The sequence below is a fragment of the Dyadobacter sp. UC 10 genome (assembly GCF_008369915.1).
Taxonomy (GTDB): domain Bacteria; phylum Bacteroidota; class Bacteroidia; order Cytophagales; family Spirosomataceae; genus Dyadobacter.
The window spans coordinates 5,798,302-5,817,008 of sequence record NZ_VSRN01000001.1 but is presented as its reverse complement, the minus strand read 5'-3'; the positions used below and the strand labels follow the sequence as shown (position 1 = coordinate 5,817,008).

The following is an 18,707-nucleotide window of genomic DNA, read 5'->3' as shown; positions in this document are numbered from 1 at the left end:
CATTATATGTCAGACACTTCATTCGCAACAGATATACATCATGGCCTTTCGGCCCCATTAAAGCATATTTCCTCCAAATATTTTTACGACGATATCGGCAGCGGGATTTTTCAGGATATTATGAAAATGCCCGAATACTATCCTACTGCGTGTGAGTTCGAAATACTGTCGTTACAGGGGGAAGGTATTTTCAAGATGCTTGATTTCAAAAAGCCTTTTAGCGTCGTTGAATTTGGTGCAGGTGATGGCGTAAAAACCAGGCAGCTCTTAAAAAAACTGATTGAAAAAGGGGCGGATTTCTCCTACGTACCCATCGATATCTCTAAAAAAGCAATCGATGAGCTGATCGCCAACATGCATTTGCACCTGCCCGGCTTAAACATCGAACCGAAAGTCGGGAATTACTTTTCAATGATGGAAGAACTGTCGGGGTCGAGTGTTCCCTGTCTCTTTTTGTTTTTGGGAGGCAATATCGGCAATTACGAGCAGCCCGAAGTTGACAAACTTTTGAAAGATTTCAGAAGGAATATGAAGCCGGGTGATAAGTTGCTTACCGGTTTTGATTTGCAGAAAAACCCAGCTACTATCCGTTGCGCCTACGACGATCCGGCTGGCATTACCAAGGCATTCAATATCAATTTATTGAACAGGATCAACCGCGAGCTGGGCGGAACATTCAAGACCCGTCAGTTTGATTTCTATTCACATTACAACCCGCTGAATGGCGAGGTCAGAAGTTATCTGGTCAGCCTGATCCCGCAAAAAGTGTATGTAAAAGAAACCGGCGCCTTTTACGCATTCGAGAGGAATGAACTGATCTGGACAGAGCTTTCAAAGAAATATACTCTCACGGAAATCGAGCATACGGCAGCCAGGAACGGTTTTGCCGTGATGGAGCATTTCCTGGATTGCAAACACTATTTTGCCGACAGTCTCTGGACGGTAGCTTAATAAAAATAGGCAGGCTTTTTCGCGAAAGCCTGCCCGGTTCATTTCATCAAGAGCCCTTTCAACCTGAACCCACACATTCTGAAACCGGCCTTTTGCAGCGTGGCCTGAGATAGCTGGTTATTGATATTGCAGCGGGCGGCAGGTACCCTTTCTATTTTATACGCCAGTTTTTTCAATTCCTGGACGATCAGACTGCCGAAACCCATTTGCCTGTAACCCTCTTTCACGCTCATGTAAACGTCAGCATAAGGAAAGTTGTAATTCAGCATCAGCCCGCCGCCTGCCACTATTTTATCTTGCCAGACAAGTACATATTCACTGTCATCGCCGTCTGCCGGGTCGGAAGCCGACCTTTTTCGAAAAGCCGTGTCAGGCGATGAAAAAGAGGTTTCAAGGTGATCTTCAAAGAGAATTGCCTCGGCATGGATATCGCTGCAAAACATATATAACATGGAAGTCAGCAGCAGGTCGTTGCTCTGCGCTTCCACCAGCGTAGTACCGCTTGCGTTTTTGAATTCTGCAAATATCTCGCGGGCAAGGTTACGGTACTCTGCGATCAGGTAATATTCAAAAATCGTGTCACGGTCCTGCCGCCTGTCGGTACCCCACACCGATCCATAACCAGCTATTGCTCCGTCGACCGTGCAAAGCCAGGTGTCGGCCCAGCCGTAGTCATGACATTTGTTGCAGACGAACTGCATTTCATTCTCCCTCAGGAACATTTCCCGCAGATAAAGAATGTCGGCAAGACCGACTTTTGAAACCGCTACCTCCATCCGATTAGATATATTTTACTGTTTTTCAATGCTTTATAAAAGTTAAAGATTTTTTTTCTGATTTTTTTGAAACGCCTGAAAGCCTGCTGACATACTGCTGTCATTGCGCCATGTTTAGTTTGTAATGTAATCAAACTCTAAACAACCATTGACATGGAAACAAACAGCATTCAGGCCACTGACACCGAACTCACTGCAACGATTATCACCCCTGCGGAGTTGCTGGAACATTGGCAGGGCCATCGCAAGCTCAGCCGTAAGGTTATCGAAGCATTTCCTGAGGACCAGCTTTATGCTTTTTCGATTGGCGGTATGCGTCCTTTTGCCCAGCTGGCAATGGAAATGATCGTGCTCTCGGCACCTGGCATTCGTGGTATCGCATTCGGTGACTGGACATTCGGTGAACCTGCACTCGATTTCGAAACACCTCCCCCTGCCACCAAGGAAGAGCTCCTGACGTTGTGGGACCAGGTAACAGACTATATTAACCTGCTATGGCCACAGATCCCGCTTTCAAGATTTCATGAAGTAGACAAGGCATACGGTATGTACGAAGGTTCTATTTACTCATTGTTGCTCTACACCATCGACAACGAAATCCACCACAGGGGACAGGGCTATGTATACCTGCGTGCCCTGGGCATTGAGCCACCGGCATTCTGGGACCGGTAGTAACTTATAAAGCGTTGCCGGAGAGGTCAGTTTCGCAGCAATGCACAACTGATTTCTCCGGCGCAATGCTGCAATATTAGGAGTGGATATTTTTCTGGAATAATTTTAGTAAGTACCTTCGCAGACATCAATAGTCTGACACTTTTCAAATTAATTCCCGGAAAAATGAAATTCGCACGCATCGCTGGGGTCGTGGGCATCACACTGATCTCAGTAGCAATACAAGGATTCGCTCAGAAAAGACCAGCGCCAACCGGCCAGGTCCCCAAGGCATATACGGGGCAGCAAAGCAGCCCTTACGCAGGCTACCAACCCCGACCGACTGGCCAGATAGCGCCTGCTGCGGTAGGACAGTCACCGGCCAACCTGCCCAGACCGGCAGTCTCTACACAGCCACAGAGTCTCGGTTTTGAGCCTGGAAAAAGTGATATTACCGCAGAAGGTCAGGTGCCGAAAGTGAATTCCAACCAGGATCCGAGAACATTTCCAGAAAGATATCAGTCTACAACCACCACAGCGGTGGGGCAGACGACCACCGCAGTGGGAGAACAATTACTGCCGGCGCAAAATGGCCAGCCTGGCTCCTACCCTGCCCAATCGACACAAACCAATGTAACCACGCAAACCACACAGACAAATGGCGCTGCTGCCGGAACGCAAACCAGTACAGCGAATCAGCAAACTCCAGCCAGCCAGCCCGCCCAGGGTTCACAGCAGGTTCCAGCCCAAAACAGCCAGCCAGCGCAGCAACGGTCTCCTTCTCAGATTTCACCACAGCCTCAGTCGGCTGCACCGGCAGCGGCTCCCGGCGCGCCTAAAAGGATGGATCCCTGATTCGGGAGATAACAACATTATTAAAGTACCGGCCCGGCGGAAATCTCTTTCAGCCGGGTTTTTAATGCGTCACCATGAATGTTCCGGTCAACTACCCGGCCATCCGGGCCGAGCAGTATGGTTGTCGGGTAACCTTTAATTTTATAGGTTTCGACCAACTTATTGACGCTATCTGAAAGGATCTGCGGCCATTCCAGGTTGTTTTTGGCCAAAAATTTAGTCAGCCGCGGGCCGGTATCCTCGCCCACTATTCCTAAAAACTGAACCTGGCTTATATCGACCTCTTTATATATCTCCCGCAGTTCGGGAAGCTGCTGTACACATGGCCCACACCAGGTGCCCCAGAAATCGATGAATACATATTTCCCACTAAAATCCGAAAGTGCAATATCTGCGCCGGTTTTGAAATTTTTTGCCTTGAATGGTCTCATTGCATAACCTCTTTGCAGGGAATATTCGTCCAGATTTGCGGACTCGGTTTGCAATAGCAGAGAGCCGGTGCGCGGGTCGATGCCGAGGTTCCTGAATTTACTTTTGTTAAGCAAGGTGCCGAATTCGATGAGCTCGCCTTTTTCTACGCCATCCATAAATGCAGTCCGCGTCTTTGCATTCATTTCCTTTTGGGTAAAAATCCTGGATTCTTGAAAATTTCCGCTCGTAAAATTGTTTAGCAAAATCGTTTGCTCTTTACCCTTCCATTCAAATTTCGCTTTACCGTAGCGTGGGAATGCGTACCAGAACCTCTTCCACTTCTCGTCATCCACTGCATATTTCACGATCATAGGAATACTGTCTTTGACAATCCTTCCTCTCAGGAAACGCTCGTGTTGTACCATCACAATTTTTCTGTAAGCTCTAATCGAATCCCAGTTATACCTACCCTCATTGAGGTATATTTTTTCAGGATAGAATGCGGTTTCATCACTAAAATCCAGGTTATTATTGGTGTCGACCATTAATGCTATCCGGCCGGTTTTGTCTCTGCCTCTGACGGTATAAACAAAACATTTCAGTGGCTTTTTAGATAATGCAGCCTCATCGGGTTTCCATGCCCAGCTTTCCTGCAAGTCCTCGTACATTTCTTTGCTGATCTTTCCCTCGTGGAAATTCTGATAAACAAGTTGGCGCCCGTCCAGCCATGCCATACTTTTTACAACTGCCTCCCATTCTTTGGGGATCCCCCGGACGGGACGATAGGTAGGAACCCAGGGCGCACCCATTGGATCCTCCATCGTATGTTCAGCATGCAATATTGAAAATGTACCCTTAAACGGCCCAAACCCCTCTTCGATTTCAATAGGTACTTCTATCACCCCGCCTTCTTCTTTTTGGGATTTATTACAGCAAAGTAATGCGGGAATAATCAGCGTAAGCAGGATTTTCTTCATGGGACGTTTTGTTTAATTTAAAACAGAACTATTTGAATAAATTTAAGAAAAAATTCAATCCTAACATTATGATGTAACCGCAAGAGTCAAAAAAGCTGTCACATCTGCACCCTTAAATTGTCGCGTACTGCCTCCCCGATTCTCCCTAGGCAACCGTACTTTTGTATTATCAGAAAGAAATTAATTGAGATTTAAAGATGATGAAGACGTTCTATGCCGTTCTGGTCAATTCTCTCGTGGCTTCGCTGACTAATAATTTTGTCTGGTTCGCAGTTACTTTCTGGGTTTACCTTGAAACCAAATCGGTAATCGCTACTTCGGTGATGGCGGGCGTGTATCTTGCAACCGTGGCTGTTTCAGGCTTTTTTCTCGGCTCCATTGTAGATCGATACAAGAAAAAAACATCCATGATGCTCTCAGGCATTGCGACATTGATCCTGTATCTTCTGGCATTGATCATCTTCATGAGTACGCCGGAGCAGGCTTTTAAAAGCGATTCTAATATTAACCTGTGGATTTTCATTGTCCTGACGCTATTTGGGGCCATTACCGGCAATATCCGCTCCATCGCACTTTCAACGGTAGTGACGATCCTGATACCCGAAGACGGTCGCGACAAAGCAAACGGTCTGGTCGGTACCGCAAATGGCGTTTCATTTCTCATCGCCTCCATTTTCAGCGGGCTGGTGATCGGGTTTCTCGGAATCTTCTGGATGCTGGTGATAGCGATCGGCCTGACGGTGCTGGTGATCCTGCATTTAATGACCATACATATTCACGAAAAGGGCATCGTTCATGTTGAGCCGCATACACAAAGTGTTGATATTAAAGGTACAATACGCGTAGTAGCCCTGGTTCCGGGGCTCTTCGGACTAATCTTTTTCAACACCTTCAATAATTTTCTCGGCGGCGTATTTATGTCGTTGATGGACGCTTACGGGTTGTCGCTGGTCTCCGTCCAGGCCTGGGGAATTCTCTGGGGCGTACTCAGTCTGGGATTTATCGTTGGAGGCCTTGTTGTGGCTAAGAAAGGATTGGGCAGGAAACCCTTACGGACACTTTTTCTCGCCAATATCGTGATGTGGATCGTCACGGTCATCTTTCCGATACAGGCGTCGATCGAGTTACTCACAGCCGGGATGTTCATCTACTTATGTCTGATACCCGTTGTGGAGGCCACCGAACAGACCATCCTTCAAAAAGTGATACCACCGGAAAGACAGGGCCGGGTTTTTGGATTTGCACAAAGTATCGAGCAGGCCGCCTCCCCGGTCACCGCGTTCATGATCGGGCCAATAGCCAAATTCGTGTTCATCCCGTTCATGACCACAGGTGCGGGAGCGGGACTGATCGGTTCCTGGTTTGGGACCGGCGCGCCCCGCGGGCTGGCACTGCTATTTATTGCAACAGGCGTTATAGGATTGATCGTGACGCTGCTGGCCATGCAATCTGCTGCCTATCACGAACTTTCAAAAGTTTATAAAAAGCCAGAACCCGACACGGACGCCGTCGCCGTTCCGGGCTCCTGATCTTGCATTCAATTTTATCAATAACTACAAAACAGGATTATGTTTAAACCATCAAAAGTATTCAGCGGGTTTTCTGTCAATAATCTGCAGGAAGCCAGATCGTTTTACGAAAATACGCTTGGCCTGACAACCGAAGAGTCGGAAATGGGCACACTGGATATTACTGGCCCCGGTAACAATCATTTTATGGTCTATGAAAAGCCTAACCACACGCCAGCGACCTACACGGTATTAAATTTTATAGTTAACGACATTGAGGCAGCAGTGGCCGATCTTAAAAATAAAGGGGCAAAATTCGAAAGCTACGACCTTCCGGGTATAAAAACTGACGATGACAATATCGCCCGTGGAAACGGCCCGACCATTGCCTGGTTCACTGATCCTGCGGGCAATATACTTTCTGTTATTGAGGAGTAAACTGATTTTTCATTCAAACTAACCAAATATGGAAACCGTAGCAAGCAGCAAACTTTTTTCAATTTTGTCTTTGTATGATCTGCAAACCGGCCTTTTTAAGAATTCACTCGCTGGGATAGAAGAAAAAGATACGCATAACCGGCTCAATTCCCAGGCTAACCACATTGCGTGGCTGGCTGGGTCACTGGTGGAGCAGCGTTTCGAGATGGCACGGGAACTCGGCATCGAGAAGAGGCAGCAGGCAGACGATCTTTTCAGGGACAACCAGGGAATCAAAGGCGATGCCCGTTACCCCTCTCTGGACGTTTACAAAAAAGACTGGGAAGAAATTACGCCTATCCTGAAAGACGCACTTTCAAAAGTTTCGGACGAGGAACTGAAAAGGACGATTGACATGGGGCCGGAAATGAAATTCCCGCTTTATGAGCTCATCACGTTCACCAGCTACCGGGAAGCCAGCCTGATCGGACAAATCGCACTATACCGGCGTTTACTGGGTTATCCTGCGATGAGTTACATGTAACTTTGCACGAAACCAACTTTCAGAAAAGCATGAAGATATTTCAAACCGAGATCCGGCTGCGTGAAAAACGGAGAGGATTTCACCTTATTACCAACGAAATTCTTCATGCTTTTCCTGAAATTGGGCAGATCAATGCAGGTATGTGCCAGGTTTTTATCCAGCATACCTCCGCTTCGCTGACGATCAACGAAAATGCCGATCCAACCGTCAGAATTGATTTTGAAATGTTTTTCAACAAGTCTGTCCCGGAAAATGACCCCGATTACGAGCACGATTACGAAGGTTCCGACGACATGCCAGCACATCTTAAAGCGGCTTTGCTCGGAAGCTCTGTGATGATTCCGGTCCGGAAGGGAAAGCTTGCATTGGGCACCTGGCAGGGAATTTATCTGTGTGAGCACCGCGATTCGGGTGGCCCGAGGAACCTGGTACTGACAGCCTGGGGAGAATAGCAGCCGTTTTTAAAACTGGTCCGGCTCTCCCAGAAAAATATCGCTCGAACCACTCCGAGCCATTCTGAACCACTTCGGCTCAATACTGCTTAATTGTCACAATTACCCCCTTTTTCTGTCGCAAAATACATCCCTGATTTAGGGTATTTCCTGTTTAGTTTGTATTACTAAAAAAGCATCGCGCAAAACGCTTTGCGAGGGTTCCAAAACAATGACAGGATATGAACGACACGAGAAAGCCGGAGTTGGTATTGCTGGACAGGATTGTGGGAGACTGGCATACCAGCGGCACATTGAATACCGGAAACGGATCTTTAAATATCAAGGGCACAGACAGCTACCAATGGCTGCCCGGCGGTCATTTCCTCATGCACACAGTGGATGTGATGATGGGCGGCGACCGAAAGCAGAGCATAGAAATCATTGGATTCGATATCCTTTCTGGCACTTACCCTATGCACTTTTATGATGATCAGGGTGAGTCCGGGGTTATGCACGGCAGTTTTATTGGTGATGAATGGAATATCATTTCGCCGGAACTTCGGTTCAAAGGACATTTCAGCAACAACTATAACAAGCTGTCGGGTGTCTGGGAACATTGTACAGATAATAATTGGCAGCACCTGATGGATATACAGCTCCTCAGGGCCACACTTTAATATAATATTTTCGAAAATGGTAGAAGTATTCAAAACCAATGTATCGAAACGTCAGCAGGCGGATTTGCTTGTCGCCCTGATTGCCCGCACTTTCCCGCATTACCACGCATCGTTCGATCTCGAAGATTGCGACAAAATACTTAGAATTTCGTCGGTTGGCGGTGATATATGCGCTGCGGGCGTTGCGAGGTTCATGCAGGATTTCGGGTATGAGGCTGAAATTCTTAAGGACGAACTATGCTATCTTCCATCGATCATGGAACTGGGTTTCCAGCCGTTCCAAACCCACGAAAGCTGATTTTAACTTAAACCTAATCACTTATCACAATGAAAAAGACCAAGATCATTTACTGGGTATTAACCGGACTACTCGCCGCCATGATGGGCATTGGCGCTGTTTATGACCTGATCTCAGCGCCAGAAGCTGTCGCGCACATTACCCGGATCGGTTATCCCGAATACATTGTTCCGTTTTTAGGCGCGGCCAAGTTGTTGGGGGTGATCGCTATTCTGGTCCCCGGTTATCCGAGGATCAAAGAGTGGGCTTATGCGGGGCTGGCTTACGATCTGATCGGCGCATTCTATTCGCACGTGTCATTCGGAGACGGTGCCGACGTTTGGGGTGGCATGATACCGGGACTTCTTTTACTGGCAGCATCGTATTACTACTATCATAAAAGACAAAGCGAAGTATCACGTTCATACTAGCTGCATGTCTTCACGAGGTCATATCAAAAGCGCAGTTCCTAGGCGGACATTGCGCTTTTGTTGTATTTATTGCGATACTCGATCGGCGAAAGCCCGGTAATTTTTTTGAAAGTGCTGCGGAAAGCCTTGGTGTCCGTATAGCCCACTTCGTACATGAGTTCAGTCACGTTTTTACGGGTTACTTCAAAGCTCTTCTTGGCCGCCTCAATCTTTACCCGCTGTATATATTCCACGACTGAATTGGAAGTGGCTTTTTTAAACCGCCTCTCAAAACTCCTGCGCCCGATCGCGAACATTTCAGAAAGCTGGTCGACGGTTATCTTTTCCTGAAAACTTTTTTCAATAAAATCCTGCGCCTTTCTGATCACATCGTCTTCATGCTCTTTCTGGCCTGTGAACATGATAAAGGGTGACTGCGTATTGCGGTCGATCTCGATCATAAAAAACTTGGTCGTGTAGATCGCCATTTCCCTGTCAATGTATTTCTCGATCAGGTATACCAGCAAATTCCAGAAGGTATTGGCGCCTCCGCTGGTGTAGAGCCTGTTCTCATCGGTAATGACCCGGTTATCCATCAAATTCACATCCGGAAACATTCTTTTAAAGTCCGGGGCCGACATCCAGTGCGTTGTACAATTCCGGCCCGAAAGCAGGCCTGTGGCTGCAAGCAGAAAAGCGCCTACACAAAGACTGGCTACCTCCGACCCCTGCCGGTGCTGAGACGCAATCCATGGAAAAAAATCCTTATTGGATTCGATAACCGTATCCCTGTCGCCATTGACGGCCGGAATAATGATCAGGTCTGTACGTTGGAGGCTTTCGATTGTTACTTCGGGAGTCACTGCGAAAACACCGCCGTACTTCTGGACGTCCATGTTTATACCGACCGTTTGTACCTGAAAAGCGGGCTCCCTGCCCATAGCAGCCAGAAAATCGTTTACAAATAAAAAGAATTTGAACGGCCCCTCGATAGTCCCCAGGGCTACGTCGCCTCTTGGAACGAGTACAGATATATGCTTCATATTTCCAAAATTAGAAAATTATCTGTCGCGTTCAACCCCAAATCTGACAGTTTTGCCCCCTCTTTTTTCCTATTTAATCACATAAGTTTGCAATATACTTATTAACAAATGTATTAGACATGGAAACAAAACGTATTGAAGAAGCAATCTTGATCAACGCACCAGCTGAAAAAATCTGGCAGGTCATCACGGAAGACAAATACAACAGAGACTGGCTCATAGAATTCGGTGCAGGGAATATTGCCGATACAGACTGGCACGAAGGCAGCAAGGCACTTTTTATGGATGAATCCAAAAGCGGTATGGCAGGTGTGATTGAAGAAAGCCGGCCTTTCGAAAAAATTACAGTCGCCTACACCGGCATCGTTACCGACGGAGAAGAGGATTATGAAAGCGAAATGGCCCAACAAATGAATGGCTACCGGGAAGTGTATATCCTCGAAGAAAAAGGCGACGCAGTGCGGCTCAGCATTTCCTGCGATATGGATAAAGAGTACTATGACGATATGGCAGCGGCGTGGCGCAAGGCACTTGAAAAAATGAAGGAACTATCTGAAAATTTGTAATAGCCATGGAAATTCTAAGTAACGAGATGCTGGCAGAAGAACTGGAAAAAGCGACTGCCGACTATTTATCCGTCCTGAAATCCTTTAATCAGGAACAGGTAAACATCGTCCCATTCTCCGGCAGCTGGACCGCCGGACAAGTGACGGAACATCTGCTGAAATCCGAAACGGACCTGCCCGCACTGATCATGGGAGAAACAGCCCCCCTCGAACGTCCGCAGGGACAAATGGTGCCGCTGATAGAAGAAATTTTTCTGGATTTCAGTACAAAACTGCAGGCTCCGGATTTCAATATCCCTTCGGACGGCCCGCACGATCTGGCTGCGATAACGAACGATTTCAAAGCAGAAAGAGCCGCAATCACTGCCATAGCCAAATCAGAGGACCTGACACGCTTGTGTACTGAATTTCCATTTCCGGAGGCCGGCGAGTTTACGCGGTACGAGTGGATATACTTCGTGATTTGTCACTCCAAAAGGCACGCGCACCAGCTACGAAACATTCTTGAAAAAGTAACAGAAAAAGTTGCAGGCTAGAAGTTGAAAAGATTAATATCTTGCGGATTGTTACAAAAGAATCCAGACAATGATCCAAAAATTAGTTTTCAGCTTTATTATGCTTGCGTTCTCGTTGGCCGGTTATGCGCAATCCATTCCCAACAAAATTGCCCCATTCCAGATCAGGCTTACCAACGGTCAGCAATATACTTCCAGCCAGCTGGCAAAAGGCCCGACAGTCCTGATCTATTTTTCGCCGGACTGCGACCATTGTCAGGAGTTCACGAAGGATCTGGTAAAGAATTACAGTGTGGTGGCTAACAAGCAGGTGGTAATGGTCACTTTTCAGTCGATGGATATGCTGAAACCGTTTGTAAAACAATACAATCTTGCTGGTTACCCCAATATCAAGGTCGGAACAGAAGGCACTTCCTATCTGGTTCAGCGTTATTACCAGATCCGCTCGTTTCCATACATTGCTATCTATAACAAAGCTGGCAACCTGGTGAAAACCTACGAAGGCGAGCAACCGCATTCGGAGATTTTCAAAACATTGAAACAAACATTATAGGTAACATCCCGGGGGCGGTGGTTCATCCGTTCGCCGGGAACAATGCTTCATAGTGAGCCGAGGGAGCGAGAATGCCGCCACTCTCCGCATAAAATGAAGCGTCGGTAAGGTAAACACCTTTCTGTGTCTTTGTCCAGCTGCTGTTTGCCTTCGGATGGTAGCTCATCAGTTTGTCCCAATTCTTGTAGTACTGATGCCCGTTCGTCTCCTGTAAGCCGACCGTCATGCCCGGAAATGGCTGCAAACGTGCTGCGACGTTTTTGTTCCAGTCCACCAATATCGGGCTCACCGTCAGGTCTGCGCAAAAGCAGGGAACCTTTTTCTCGTAGGCCAGCTGGGTAATTTTCATGGTCATACTGAGTGTTTTGGCAATTGCCTTTACTGCAATGGCCGTGTAGCCGAGTTCTATTCTTTTCGCTGCGTCTTCAACAGTGTGCGCACTTTCATCAGCGGCGACACGAACGCCAATATCACCGACAAAAGCCTCATTACTTTCTTCAAAAGGCTCTTCAATCACCGCAATCTGTTCAAATGCACCAATTTTCTTGGCATGGTCCAGAAAACGGAGCAGCGTTTCCTTTTTCTCATACCGGCCATTTGCGTCAAAGTAATAGGGAATTTTGCCGTTTTTAGTGTAAGGCGTTTCAAAATGACCGATCGCCTTGTGCACCGCGGTCAGGAAAGCAATATCTTTTTCGATCATTTCATGCTGTGAACCGGCTGCGCCCGTTTTGAGCTTCATAATAAAGTACCCCTCCTCCGCAGCCTGCTTAATCCTTTCTGCGGTAGTTCCGACGCTGAATGAAGGAATACTCGCCACTTTCTCGTGCCTGTACGACAAGCCCGGTTTATAAGCTGCCGGCACGAGTTCGTCGAATTGTTTCAGGCCGTTTTCCTGAGCATACAGCAGCCAGGCTGCATTGTCGACGCTCACGAGTGCATTCAAAGCGAATGTTTTACGCAGGTCGGGATTTCCGGTTATTTTTTTCCCATAAGCCAGGACTTCGGGCAGGATATCGTCCAGCAAACTTACAGGATCCGTAAATGTGGTCCCTTTTAACATTTGGAGCGCTCTTTCACTCATTGCGTACATCAATGCATTCCCGGCACTTTCCGAATGGGCGGCAAATACTTTTGAATCAGACCACAGAACACCCTGTGTCCCTAAGCCTATTTTTCTGATGCCCGAGTCGGATTCCAGCATAGATATAGCCTGCCAGCTATCTGTTATCGCGCTTCCTTTAAACCGGTAGGGATTTAATGGCTCTCTTTCGAAATTCGAATCTACACGGCTGATCTTGATTTTCTTCATGTTCTTTTGGTCGGCAGAGAACTGCATTGCGGAAGTCGGTATGGCACCGGCTACTGCCAGTGTGGCTGCGCTTTTGGCAAAGTCGCGCCTGGTCATCAAATGGTTATTATTTTCGGGCATATGGTTTCTCTAATTCGAAAAAGAAAAGCGGCTAACAGGGCTTTGCTACCCTAGCTTCCAGGATACGGCGGCAATTTTTACTTTTTCAGATGCCTGATTGTACTGTTACTTTTTGACGAGTTTCAGGATCTTCCCACTGCTGTGGCTGCACAGGTAAAGCTCCTTTTCCGCATCTTCGCCAAATGCAGAAACCTGGAAAACCTTTTCCAGCAAGACCGCATTTCTTACCAGTTTACCATTTTGAGTTTCCAAAGCAAATACCCGCCCGCTCACATAATCCGCAAAAATGTACTTACCCTGCAATTCCGGAAGTCGCTTTCCGCGGTAAACAAAGCCTCCGGTGACCGAATGTTCTCCATTTGACTGCGGCAGGTCGAGTACCGGATCAATAAATCCTTCCTCGTCACAATCCTTGCCCGGCTTGTAACAATCAATGCTTTCTTTCCTGCGCCAGCCGTAATTACCACCTTTTGTGATGATATCAATCTCTTCTCTCTTGTTTTGCCCGACGTCCCCTGCCCAAAGCGTATTTGTCTCATCGTCAAAGCTGATGCGCCAGGGATTCCGCAGGCCGTATGCATAGATTTCCTCCCTGAATCTTTCCTTATTTCCTCTGAAAGGATTATCGGCAGGAATTCCATAATGTCCTTTTGCTGTCGAATTCACATCTACTCTTAATATCTTTCCCAGCCACGCGCCTTTATTTTGTCCGTTATTATTAGGATCGCCCCAAAACCCACCGTCCCCGGTCGACACGTACAAATAACCGTCTTTTCCAAACTTCACCGCGCCACCGTTATGATTATCCCAGGGTTGCTCGAAACGGAAAAGCACCGCCTCACTATTCGGATTTGCCTGATCCGGATTGGATTGGCTAACCTGAAAACGCGACACGATCGTTTCCAGCTTGCCTGAAACTTTACTTGTATAATTCAAGAAGAAATAGCCGTTTTTCTTAAAATCGGGGTGAAAAGCAATACCCAGCAAACCGGCTTCTCCGCCAAAGCTTACTTTTTTTCTGATATCCAGGAATACCTGTGCGCCGGCTGCATCACTTTTGTTGTCGAACACCCTGACCCTGCCTTCCTGTTCCAGTACAAACAACCGGTTACTGCCGTCATTCGCATGCGTAAGATCAACCGGCGATTCGAATTTTAACTTCGGAAAAGCTTCAACCGCGTGCCACGCCTGCTCCCGCACGGAAGCGCTGCATGCGAACAAAAGGGCCAATGCGGTGATGGTTTTGAGGGAAATTTTGAGCATACGCGGAAAAGCTGTTTAGTTCTCGTAATAAGCAGGCTGGCCCCAATCTCTAACTAATCCACCAAATGCGCATAGGCTGCTATGACCCTTGTGATCTCCTCAGATTGTCCCGGCGAGAGGCTTTCCTTCGGGTTGAGGGTCTGGATTCCTTCCAGCAAGCCCCTGCGGCGGAGTACTTCGTGTACGCCGGTGATGCAGCCGTGAAAATTGTTGGCAGGATCAAAAATGGCAGCATTCATGTCCGTCACTTCAATATTCGTGGTCAGCCAGGGCGCCAGGTCCGGATTGGGGGAGGCTAATGTCGCTTTGATATTTTTCAACAATTCAACGGACTTTCCGGTCCAAACAGCCCAATGTCCCAGTAACCCTCCGACAAAACGCTTTTCGACATGCTGTCCATTGACGTTAAACCGAAAAGTCGTCAACAGGTCTGCCACAATATTGTCGTCATTCCCGGTGTATAAAGCAATTGCATCTCTGCGCGACGAGTGGCAAACCGCCCGCACGACGTCCAGCGTCTGATATCTGTTGAACGCAGCCACTTTAATGGCACAAACATTTGGTATTTCCGCAAATTTCGACCAGAAATCAAAACTGTAAACCCGCCCGCCGATCGCTGCCTGCAAATAAAAACCGAACACGGGAATAATTTCCGACACGGCCCTGATGTGTTCAAGAATTGCTTCTTCCGCCTCGTTCCTGAATGCAGCCATACTGACCAGGCCCAGATCATAACCATATTTTTTTGCAATTTCAGCTTCTTTCAAAGCCTGGGGAGTCAGCCCGCATATTCCTGCAACCTTGATAAATGGTCGCGCAAGGTTAGCTTTCGCAATTTCGTCGGCGGTGACTTCCAGTACTTTTTCAAACAGGTTCACCTCCGGATCGCGGATTTCGAACTGGGTCGTATGCACACCGATCGCCACACCTCCGGCCCCGCTTTCCATGTAATACCTGGTCAGGCCGCGCTGGCGGTTTTCGTCAAATTGCAGAAAACTGTTGAGCGCCAGCGGATGCGCAGGAATAGCTGTTCCTTCCAGCAAAAGGCTTTTTATATCTTCTTTCAGCATGATTTGAGATCTTTTATTTGATTAAAACTGGCCTTTCCTTTCCTGGAAATGCGTCGGCTTGTTAATGGTTGCCCCGCCTTCTTTCAGCCAATCGGCAGTGATACCGATCATTTGTTTCAATGTGGTTCGCGGATAGCCGAACAACCGGAAAGATTCGGCCGCATTACTCAGCAATGCGGTCGGCTGTTCTTCGTTGACGAAAACGGGTACTTTGTCAAATAGCTGTCCGAATTCCATTGCCAGCCAGCGTAATGACACCGTCTCAGGGCCTGTAATGTTCAATAATTTCGCAGGAGCCTCACAATGCAGCAGCGAGCGGATCGCCATTTCGTTGGCGTCACCCTGCCAGATCACATTCACGTGTCCCATACTCACGTCGATCGGTTTGCCCGCAAGCACTGATTTCGCTATTTCAAGCAGTACACCATACCTGAAATCAATCGCATAATTCAATCTGTAAATAAGCAAAGGAGTACCGTAGACCGAGGAAAAGTGCTGGAACATCCGCTCGCGGCCGAGGCACGACTGTCCATATTCCCCGATCGGATCCGCCCGCAATGCTTCCGTGGCGCCGCCGGAAAGTACTGGTGTAAAGGGATAAACATTACCGGTAGAATAAACGACGATATTGGATTTCGCGAACTTTTGCGCAACCCGCCCGGGCAGGTAGGCATTCATGGCCCATGTGTAAGGCTCATTCCCGGAAGTACCGAACTTCGTACCTGCAAGGTAGAGTACATTTTTAACTTCCGGAAGGTCTTGCAGCTCTGCATCGTTCAGCAGATCGGCAGCTATTATTTCTATACCATCCTTTTCCAGGGATGCTGCCAGTCCGGCTTCCTGAAACCGGGAAACTGCTATTACGCGCTTATCAGTGCCGGCGAGGTCGATAGCCTGCTTCGTAAGCCTGGCAATACTCGGCCCGATCTTACCTCCCGCACCAAGGATCAGAATATCGCCATCCAGCTTTTTTACATCTTCAATTAGTGCTTGTGAAGGAGCAAGCCATTTTGCTTCCAGGGATTCAATTGCTGACATTATTTAAATAAGGGATTATTGAGAAATAGTTCTTTTACATTGATGATAGCCAACCCGAAAATGATCAGCAAACCAATCCCGGCTACTACTTTCACGAAGGGGCTGTTCACTTTATCGCCCATTATTTTTTGATCATTCGCGACCATATATAGGGCCGTCCCGATAAACGGGACAACGAAAATCGTGACGCTCTGCGCGAATACGATGAGCTCCAAAGGCAACTTGCCGAACCTGACCGCAATTCCTGCACCGACGATCATCACAACGGCCACGAGGTAACGAACCGGTTTTGAGCTAAAATTACTGCCCAGTCCAAGCGCATCTCCCAGCAGGGTACCTCCAACCGAAGCATTGCCGATCAACGATGAAAATGCCGCACCAAACAATCCCACCAGGAACAGGGTCGAAGCACTGCTGCCGAAAATAGGTTCCAGCGCTTTGGCCATATCAGAAGCAGAATTCACTGTTATTCCTTTCGGATTTAAAACCGCCGCTGCACAAATGATGACAACGCTGCAAAGTGCACCTAGCAGGATAATACCGGTAACACTGTCATTGCGCTGGCCGCGCAGTTCCGGCCGGATCCTGATCCGTTCCTGTATTAAATAGGATTGATACAGCGCACCTACGATAGAAAAGCAGGATGCTACGAAAGCGATGACAAGCCCCTGAGACCCCTCCGGAATGACAGGTACTGCAAAACCTTTCGCAATTTCCGACACATCCGGTTTCGACCAAAACAGGGTGGTGATGAAGCACAGTACCATCATCAGGATCAGGAAGATCATTGTTTTTTCGAGGACCTTATAAAAGCTTCGGAAAAACAGGAGACTGATCCCTATCAATGTAAAAACGATGATCCACGGAACCGGCGAGGTATGGTAAAGTTCACCAACAGCAATACCGACTCCAATCGAATTTCCTGCCTGAAAGGAAGCGGCCACCAGAAATACCCCGATTCCAATTGCCAGAGCAGCAGGCTGGCCCCATTTCTGCCTTACCAAACTGAGGAGAGACTGGCTGGTCGCTGCACCAATCCTGGTGGACATAGCGGTAAATACAGCCATGAAAAAGATAGCCACAACCACCAGCCATAACATGGAGTAACCATACACGGCGCCGAGTTTCGAAGTGATCGTCATCTTGCTTGGCCCGAAAACGAGCGCAGCGGTAATCATGCCAGGGCCCAGCGAGCCCAGCCATTTGAGGAATGGTGAGGATTTTTCTTTCAAAATTAAGTTCGGTCAGGAATAGATAGCGCAACATTTTATTCTAAACGGGTACGCTACCGTAAATATATACAAAGATTTGAATGTGCATCGCTTACAAAGTGTCTAGCCAATAAGAATCGTGCAACAAGAACACGCAATTCCGGTTTTTTTACCCATATTGAGGTCACTTAGCCGCCGCAAAATTTTATGACAAAAACATTTCTACCATTCCTATTACTCCTGGTAATAAACTGCAGCTATGCACAGCAGAGTGCGCCGCGGTTGATCGTTCGGGGAGACGACATGGGCTATTCGCATTCAGGCAATCTGGCCCTGCTCAAATGCTCGAAAGAAGGTATTCAAACCTCCATCGAAATCATTGTTCCTTCTCCTTGGTTTCCCGAAGCTGTTAAAATGTTACAGGAAAACCCTGGGATAGATGTGGGCATTCACCTGGCAATTACAAGTGAGTGGGATCACGTAAAATGGAGGCCGCTTACCGATTGTCCGAGTATCCGCGATGCCGACGGTTATTTCTTTCCAATGGTGCGACCCAATAAAAATTATCCGAAGGGATCCATCCAGGAAAACGACTGGAAACTGGCTGATATTGAAAAGGAATTCCGCGCCCAGATTGAAATGGCTTTGCGCAAACTTCCTAAAATCAGCCATTTATCTTCGCATATGGGCTGCACCGGATTAAGTCCCGAAGTGCGTGAGCTAACCAGACGCCTGGCAAAGGAATACAAAATACCGATCGACCCCGAGCCTGCCGATCTGACCTACACAACTTATGATGGTCCGAAAAAGACCTCAGAAGAAAAAATACAAAGCTTTATTAGTATGCTGGGAAAACTGCAACCCGGCAAAACCTATCTCTTCGTAGATCATCCAGGCCTGAACGACGCTGAATTACAAGCCATCAGCCATATCGGATACGAAGATGTCGCAGTCGATCGCCAGGGGGTGACAGATGTTTTCACAAGCGAGAAAGTCAAAGCTGCGGTTAAAGAAAGGGGAATTATCCTGATTCCTTACCGGGACCTGCCCCACTGAACCGGCAGCCAGCGCACCAGCAGACCTTTTTTCGCAGATATCTTTCATCTGCGGATATCTTGCATTTATCCC

22 protein-coding genes are annotated in these 18,707 nt (G+C 47.7%); 14 read left to right on the top strand and 8 right to left on the bottom strand.

Annotated features, from left to right (window positions below):
- The first annotated feature begins 6 nt into the window (after nt 1-6).
- Complete coding sequence (locus FXO21_RS24115) at nt 7-951, top strand: L-histidine N(alpha)-methyltransferase (RefSeq protein ID WP_149642477.1); 945 nt, start codon at nt 7-9, stop codon at nt 949-951.
- Nucleotides 952-989: 38 nt separating this feature from the next.
- Here the strand turns inward: FXO21_RS24115 and FXO21_RS24110 are convergent, their stop codons facing one another.
- Entirely contained in the window at nt 990-1,727 is a 738-nt protein-coding gene (locus tag FXO21_RS24110) for a GNAT family N-acetyltransferase (protein ID WP_149642476.1), read from the bottom strand.
- 153 nt (nt 1,728-1,880) lie between these two features.
- Here FXO21_RS24110 and FXO21_RS24105 point away from each other — a divergent pair, with 153 nt between their 5' ends.
- Together FXO21_RS24105 and FXO21_RS24100 are read left to right on the top strand one after the other, a co-directional pair.
- On the top strand, nt 1,881-2,399 hold the full coding sequence (locus FXO21_RS24105; protein WP_149642475.1) for a DinB family protein: 519 nt from the start codon (nt 1,881-1,883) through the stop codon (nt 2,397-2,399).
- A gap of 165 nt (nt 2,400-2,564) precedes the next feature.
- Nucleotides 2,565-3,233, top strand: a complete 669-nt coding sequence (locus FXO21_RS24100) for a hypothetical protein (protein WP_149642474.1) — start codon at nt 2,565-2,567, stop codon at nt 3,231-3,233.
- A 20-nt stretch (nt 3,234-3,253) separates the two neighbouring features.
- Here the strand turns inward: FXO21_RS24100 and FXO21_RS24095 are convergent, their stop codons facing one another.
- Complete coding sequence (locus FXO21_RS24095) at nt 3,254-4,621, bottom strand: TlpA family protein disulfide reductase (protein ID WP_149642473.1); 1,368 nt, start codon at nt 4,619-4,621, stop codon at nt 3,254-3,256.
- A 197-nt stretch (nt 4,622-4,818) separates the two neighbouring features.
- Here FXO21_RS24095 and FXO21_RS24090 point away from each other — a divergent pair, with 197 nt between their 5' ends.
- The 7 genes from FXO21_RS24090 to FXO21_RS24060 all read left to right on the top strand — a co-directional run bounded on the left by FXO21_RS24090 (nt 4,819) and on the right by FXO21_RS24060 (nt 8,909).
- The gene (locus tag FXO21_RS24090) at nt 4,819-6,150 is read left to right on the top strand and encodes an MFS transporter (protein WP_149642472.1); all 1,332 of its coding nucleotides are present in this window, start codon (nt 4,819-4,821) and stop codon (nt 6,148-6,150) included.
- Nucleotides 6,151-6,189: 39 nt separating this feature from the next.
- Nucleotides 6,190-6,567 carry a VOC family protein gene (locus FXO21_RS24085; RefSeq protein ID WP_149642471.1) on the top strand — a complete coding sequence of 126 codons (378 nt, stop codon included), beginning with the start codon at nt 6,190-6,192 and terminating at the stop codon, nt 6,565-6,567.
- 28 nt (nt 6,568-6,595) lie between these two features.
- On the top strand, nt 6,596-7,090 hold the full coding sequence (locus FXO21_RS24080; RefSeq protein WP_149642470.1) for a DinB family protein: 495 nt from the start codon (nt 6,596-6,598) through the stop codon (nt 7,088-7,090).
- Between the two features lie 29 nt (nt 7,091-7,119).
- Nucleotides 7,120-7,542 carry a secondary thiamine-phosphate synthase enzyme YjbQ gene (locus FXO21_RS24075; protein WP_149642469.1) on the top strand — a complete coding sequence of 141 codons (423 nt, stop codon included), beginning with the start codon at nt 7,120-7,122 and terminating at the stop codon, nt 7,540-7,542.
- A gap of 221 nt (nt 7,543-7,763) precedes the next feature.
- A complete protein-coding gene (locus FXO21_RS24070; protein ID WP_149642468.1) occupies nt 7,764-8,201 on the top strand; it encodes a DUF1579 family protein in 438 nt (145 codons plus the stop codon).
- A 16-nt stretch (nt 8,202-8,217) separates the two neighbouring features.
- Nucleotides 8,218-8,499, top strand: coding sequence for a hypothetical protein (locus tag FXO21_RS24065; RefSeq protein WP_149642467.1), 282 nt, complete (start codon nt 8,218-8,220; stop codon nt 8,497-8,499).
- 29 nt (nt 8,500-8,528) lie between these two features.
- Entirely contained in the window at nt 8,529-8,909 is a 381-nt protein-coding gene (locus FXO21_RS24060; protein ID WP_149642466.1) for a DoxX family protein, read from the top strand.
- A gap of 38 nt (nt 8,910-8,947) precedes the next feature.
- On the opposite strand, the gene FXO21_RS24055 is transcribed toward FXO21_RS24060, so the two are convergent.
- On the bottom strand, nt 8,948-9,931 hold the full coding sequence (locus FXO21_RS24055) for a GlxA family transcriptional regulator (protein WP_149642465.1): 984 nt from the start codon (nt 9,929-9,931) through the stop codon (nt 8,948-8,950).
- Between the two features lie 119 nt (nt 9,932-10,050).
- On the opposite strand from FXO21_RS24055, the gene FXO21_RS24050 reads away from it, so the two are divergent.
- The 3 genes from FXO21_RS24050 to FXO21_RS24040 are packed head-to-tail and all read left to right on the top strand — an operon-like array spanning nt 10,051 to nt 11,565.
- On the top strand, nt 10,051-10,497 hold the full coding sequence (locus FXO21_RS24050) for an SRPBCC family protein (protein ID WP_149642464.1): 447 nt from the start codon (nt 10,051-10,053) through the stop codon (nt 10,495-10,497).
- Between the two features lie 5 nt (nt 10,498-10,502).
- Nucleotides 10,503-11,033 (top strand): DinB family protein, encoded by a 531-nt coding sequence (locus tag FXO21_RS24045; protein ID WP_149642463.1) that lies wholly within the window; start codon nt 10,503-10,505, stop codon nt 11,031-11,033.
- A 49-nt stretch (nt 11,034-11,082) separates the two neighbouring features.
- Nucleotides 11,083-11,565, top strand: coding sequence for a TlpA family protein disulfide reductase (locus FXO21_RS24040; RefSeq protein WP_225865841.1), 483 nt, complete (start codon nt 11,083-11,085; stop codon nt 11,563-11,565).
- Nucleotides 11,566-11,587: 22 nt separating this feature from the next.
- Here the strand turns inward: FXO21_RS24040 and FXO21_RS24035 are convergent, their stop codons facing one another.
- The 5 genes from FXO21_RS24035 to FXO21_RS24015 all read right to left on the bottom strand — a co-directional run bounded on the left by FXO21_RS24035 (nt 11,588) and on the right by FXO21_RS24015 (nt 17,600).
- Nucleotides 11,588-12,997, bottom strand: coding sequence for a mandelate racemase/muconate lactonizing enzyme family protein (locus tag FXO21_RS24035; protein WP_149642462.1), 1,410 nt, complete (start codon nt 12,995-12,997; stop codon nt 11,588-11,590).
- 105 nt (nt 12,998-13,102) lie between these two features.
- Complete coding sequence (locus FXO21_RS24030; RefSeq protein ID WP_149642461.1) at nt 13,103-14,260, bottom strand: PQQ-dependent sugar dehydrogenase; 1,158 nt, start codon at nt 14,258-14,260, stop codon at nt 13,103-13,105.
- A 53-nt stretch (nt 14,261-14,313) separates the two neighbouring features.
- Nucleotides 14,314-15,330 carry a dihydrodipicolinate synthase family protein gene (locus FXO21_RS24025; RefSeq protein WP_149642460.1) on the bottom strand — a complete coding sequence of 339 codons (1,017 nt, stop codon included), beginning with the start codon at nt 15,328-15,330 and terminating at the stop codon, nt 14,314-14,316.
- A 21-nt stretch (nt 15,331-15,351) separates the two neighbouring features.
- The gene (locus FXO21_RS24020) at nt 15,352-16,368 is read right to left on the bottom strand and encodes an NAD-dependent epimerase/dehydratase family protein (protein ID WP_149642459.1); all 1,017 of its coding nucleotides are present in this window, start codon (nt 16,366-16,368) and stop codon (nt 15,352-15,354) included.
- Nucleotides 16,368-17,600 carry an Nramp family divalent metal transporter gene (locus FXO21_RS24015; RefSeq protein ID WP_225865840.1) on the bottom strand — a complete coding sequence of 411 codons (1,233 nt, stop codon included), beginning with the start codon at nt 17,598-17,600 and terminating at the stop codon, nt 16,368-16,370. The genes FXO21_RS24020 and FXO21_RS24015 overlap by 1 nt, the downstream gene beginning before the upstream one ends.
- 186 nt (nt 17,601-17,786) lie before the next feature.
- On the opposite strand from FXO21_RS24015, the gene FXO21_RS24010 reads away from it, so the two are divergent.
- On the top strand, nt 17,787-18,635 hold the full coding sequence (locus FXO21_RS24010) for a polysaccharide deacetylase family protein (protein WP_149642458.1): 849 nt from the start codon (nt 17,787-17,789) through the stop codon (nt 18,633-18,635).
- Nucleotides 18,636-18,707: the final 72 nt, after the last annotated feature.

What these genes read in the sequence shown, in the direction of transcription:
- FXO21_RS24115 (WP_149642477.1), top strand. Translation starts at nt 7, where the DNA reads ATGTCAGACACTTCATTCGCAACAGATATACATCATGGCCTTTCGGCC.
- FXO21_RS24110 (WP_149642476.1), bottom strand. Translation starts at nt 1,727, where the DNA reads ATGGAGGTAGCGGTTTCAAAAGTCGGTCTTGCCGACATTCTTTATCTG.
- FXO21_RS24105 (WP_149642475.1), top strand. Translation starts at nt 1,881, where the DNA reads ATGGAAACAAACAGCATTCAGGCCACTGACACCGAACTCACTGCAACG.
- FXO21_RS24100 (WP_149642474.1), top strand. Translation starts at nt 2,565, where the DNA reads ATGAAATTCGCACGCATCGCTGGGGTCGTGGGCATCACACTGATCTCA.
- FXO21_RS24095 (WP_149642473.1), bottom strand. Translation starts at nt 4,621, where the DNA reads ATGAAGAAAATCCTGCTTACGCTGATTATTCCCGCATTACTTTGCTGT.
- FXO21_RS24090 (WP_149642472.1), top strand. Translation starts at nt 4,819, where the DNA reads ATGATGAAGACGTTCTATGCCGTTCTGGTCAATTCTCTCGTGGCTTCG.
- FXO21_RS24085 (WP_149642471.1), top strand. Translation starts at nt 6,190, where the DNA reads ATGTTTAAACCATCAAAAGTATTCAGCGGGTTTTCTGTCAATAATCTG.
- FXO21_RS24080 (WP_149642470.1), top strand. Translation starts at nt 6,596, where the DNA reads ATGGAAACCGTAGCAAGCAGCAAACTTTTTTCAATTTTGTCTTTGTAT.
- FXO21_RS24075 (WP_149642469.1), top strand. Translation starts at nt 7,120, where the DNA reads ATGAAGATATTTCAAACCGAGATCCGGCTGCGTGAAAAACGGAGAGGA.
- FXO21_RS24070 (WP_149642468.1), top strand. Translation starts at nt 7,764, where the DNA reads ATGAACGACACGAGAAAGCCGGAGTTGGTATTGCTGGACAGGATTGTG.
- FXO21_RS24065 (WP_149642467.1), top strand. Translation starts at nt 8,218, where the DNA reads ATGGTAGAAGTATTCAAAACCAATGTATCGAAACGTCAGCAGGCGGAT.
- FXO21_RS24060 (WP_149642466.1), top strand. Translation starts at nt 8,529, where the DNA reads ATGAAAAAGACCAAGATCATTTACTGGGTATTAACCGGACTACTCGCC.
- FXO21_RS24055 (WP_149642465.1), bottom strand. Translation starts at nt 9,931, where the DNA reads ATGAAGCATATATCTGTACTCGTTCCAAGAGGCGACGTAGCCCTGGGG.
- FXO21_RS24050 (WP_149642464.1), top strand. Translation starts at nt 10,051, where the DNA reads ATGGAAACAAAACGTATTGAAGAAGCAATCTTGATCAACGCACCAGCT.
- FXO21_RS24045 (WP_149642463.1), top strand. Translation starts at nt 10,503, where the DNA reads ATGGAAATTCTAAGTAACGAGATGCTGGCAGAAGAACTGGAAAAAGCG.
- FXO21_RS24040 (WP_225865841.1), top strand. Translation starts at nt 11,083, where the DNA reads ATGATCCAAAAATTAGTTTTCAGCTTTATTATGCTTGCGTTCTCGTTG.
- FXO21_RS24035 (WP_149642462.1), bottom strand. Translation starts at nt 12,997, where the DNA reads ATGCCCGAAAATAATAACCATTTGATGACCAGGCGCGACTTTGCCAAA.
- FXO21_RS24030 (WP_149642461.1), bottom strand. Translation starts at nt 14,260, where the DNA reads ATGCTCAAAATTTCCCTCAAAACCATCACCGCATTGGCCCTTTTGTTC.
- FXO21_RS24025 (WP_149642460.1), bottom strand. Translation starts at nt 15,330, where the DNA reads ATGCTGAAAGAAGATATAAAAAGCCTTTTGCTGGAAGGAACAGCTATT.
- FXO21_RS24020 (WP_149642459.1), bottom strand. Translation starts at nt 16,368, where the DNA reads ATGTCAGCAATTGAATCCCTGGAAGCAAAATGGCTTGCTCCTTCACAA.
- FXO21_RS24010 (WP_149642458.1), top strand. Translation starts at nt 17,787, where the DNA reads ATGACAAAAACATTTCTACCATTCCTATTACTCCTGGTAATAAACTGC.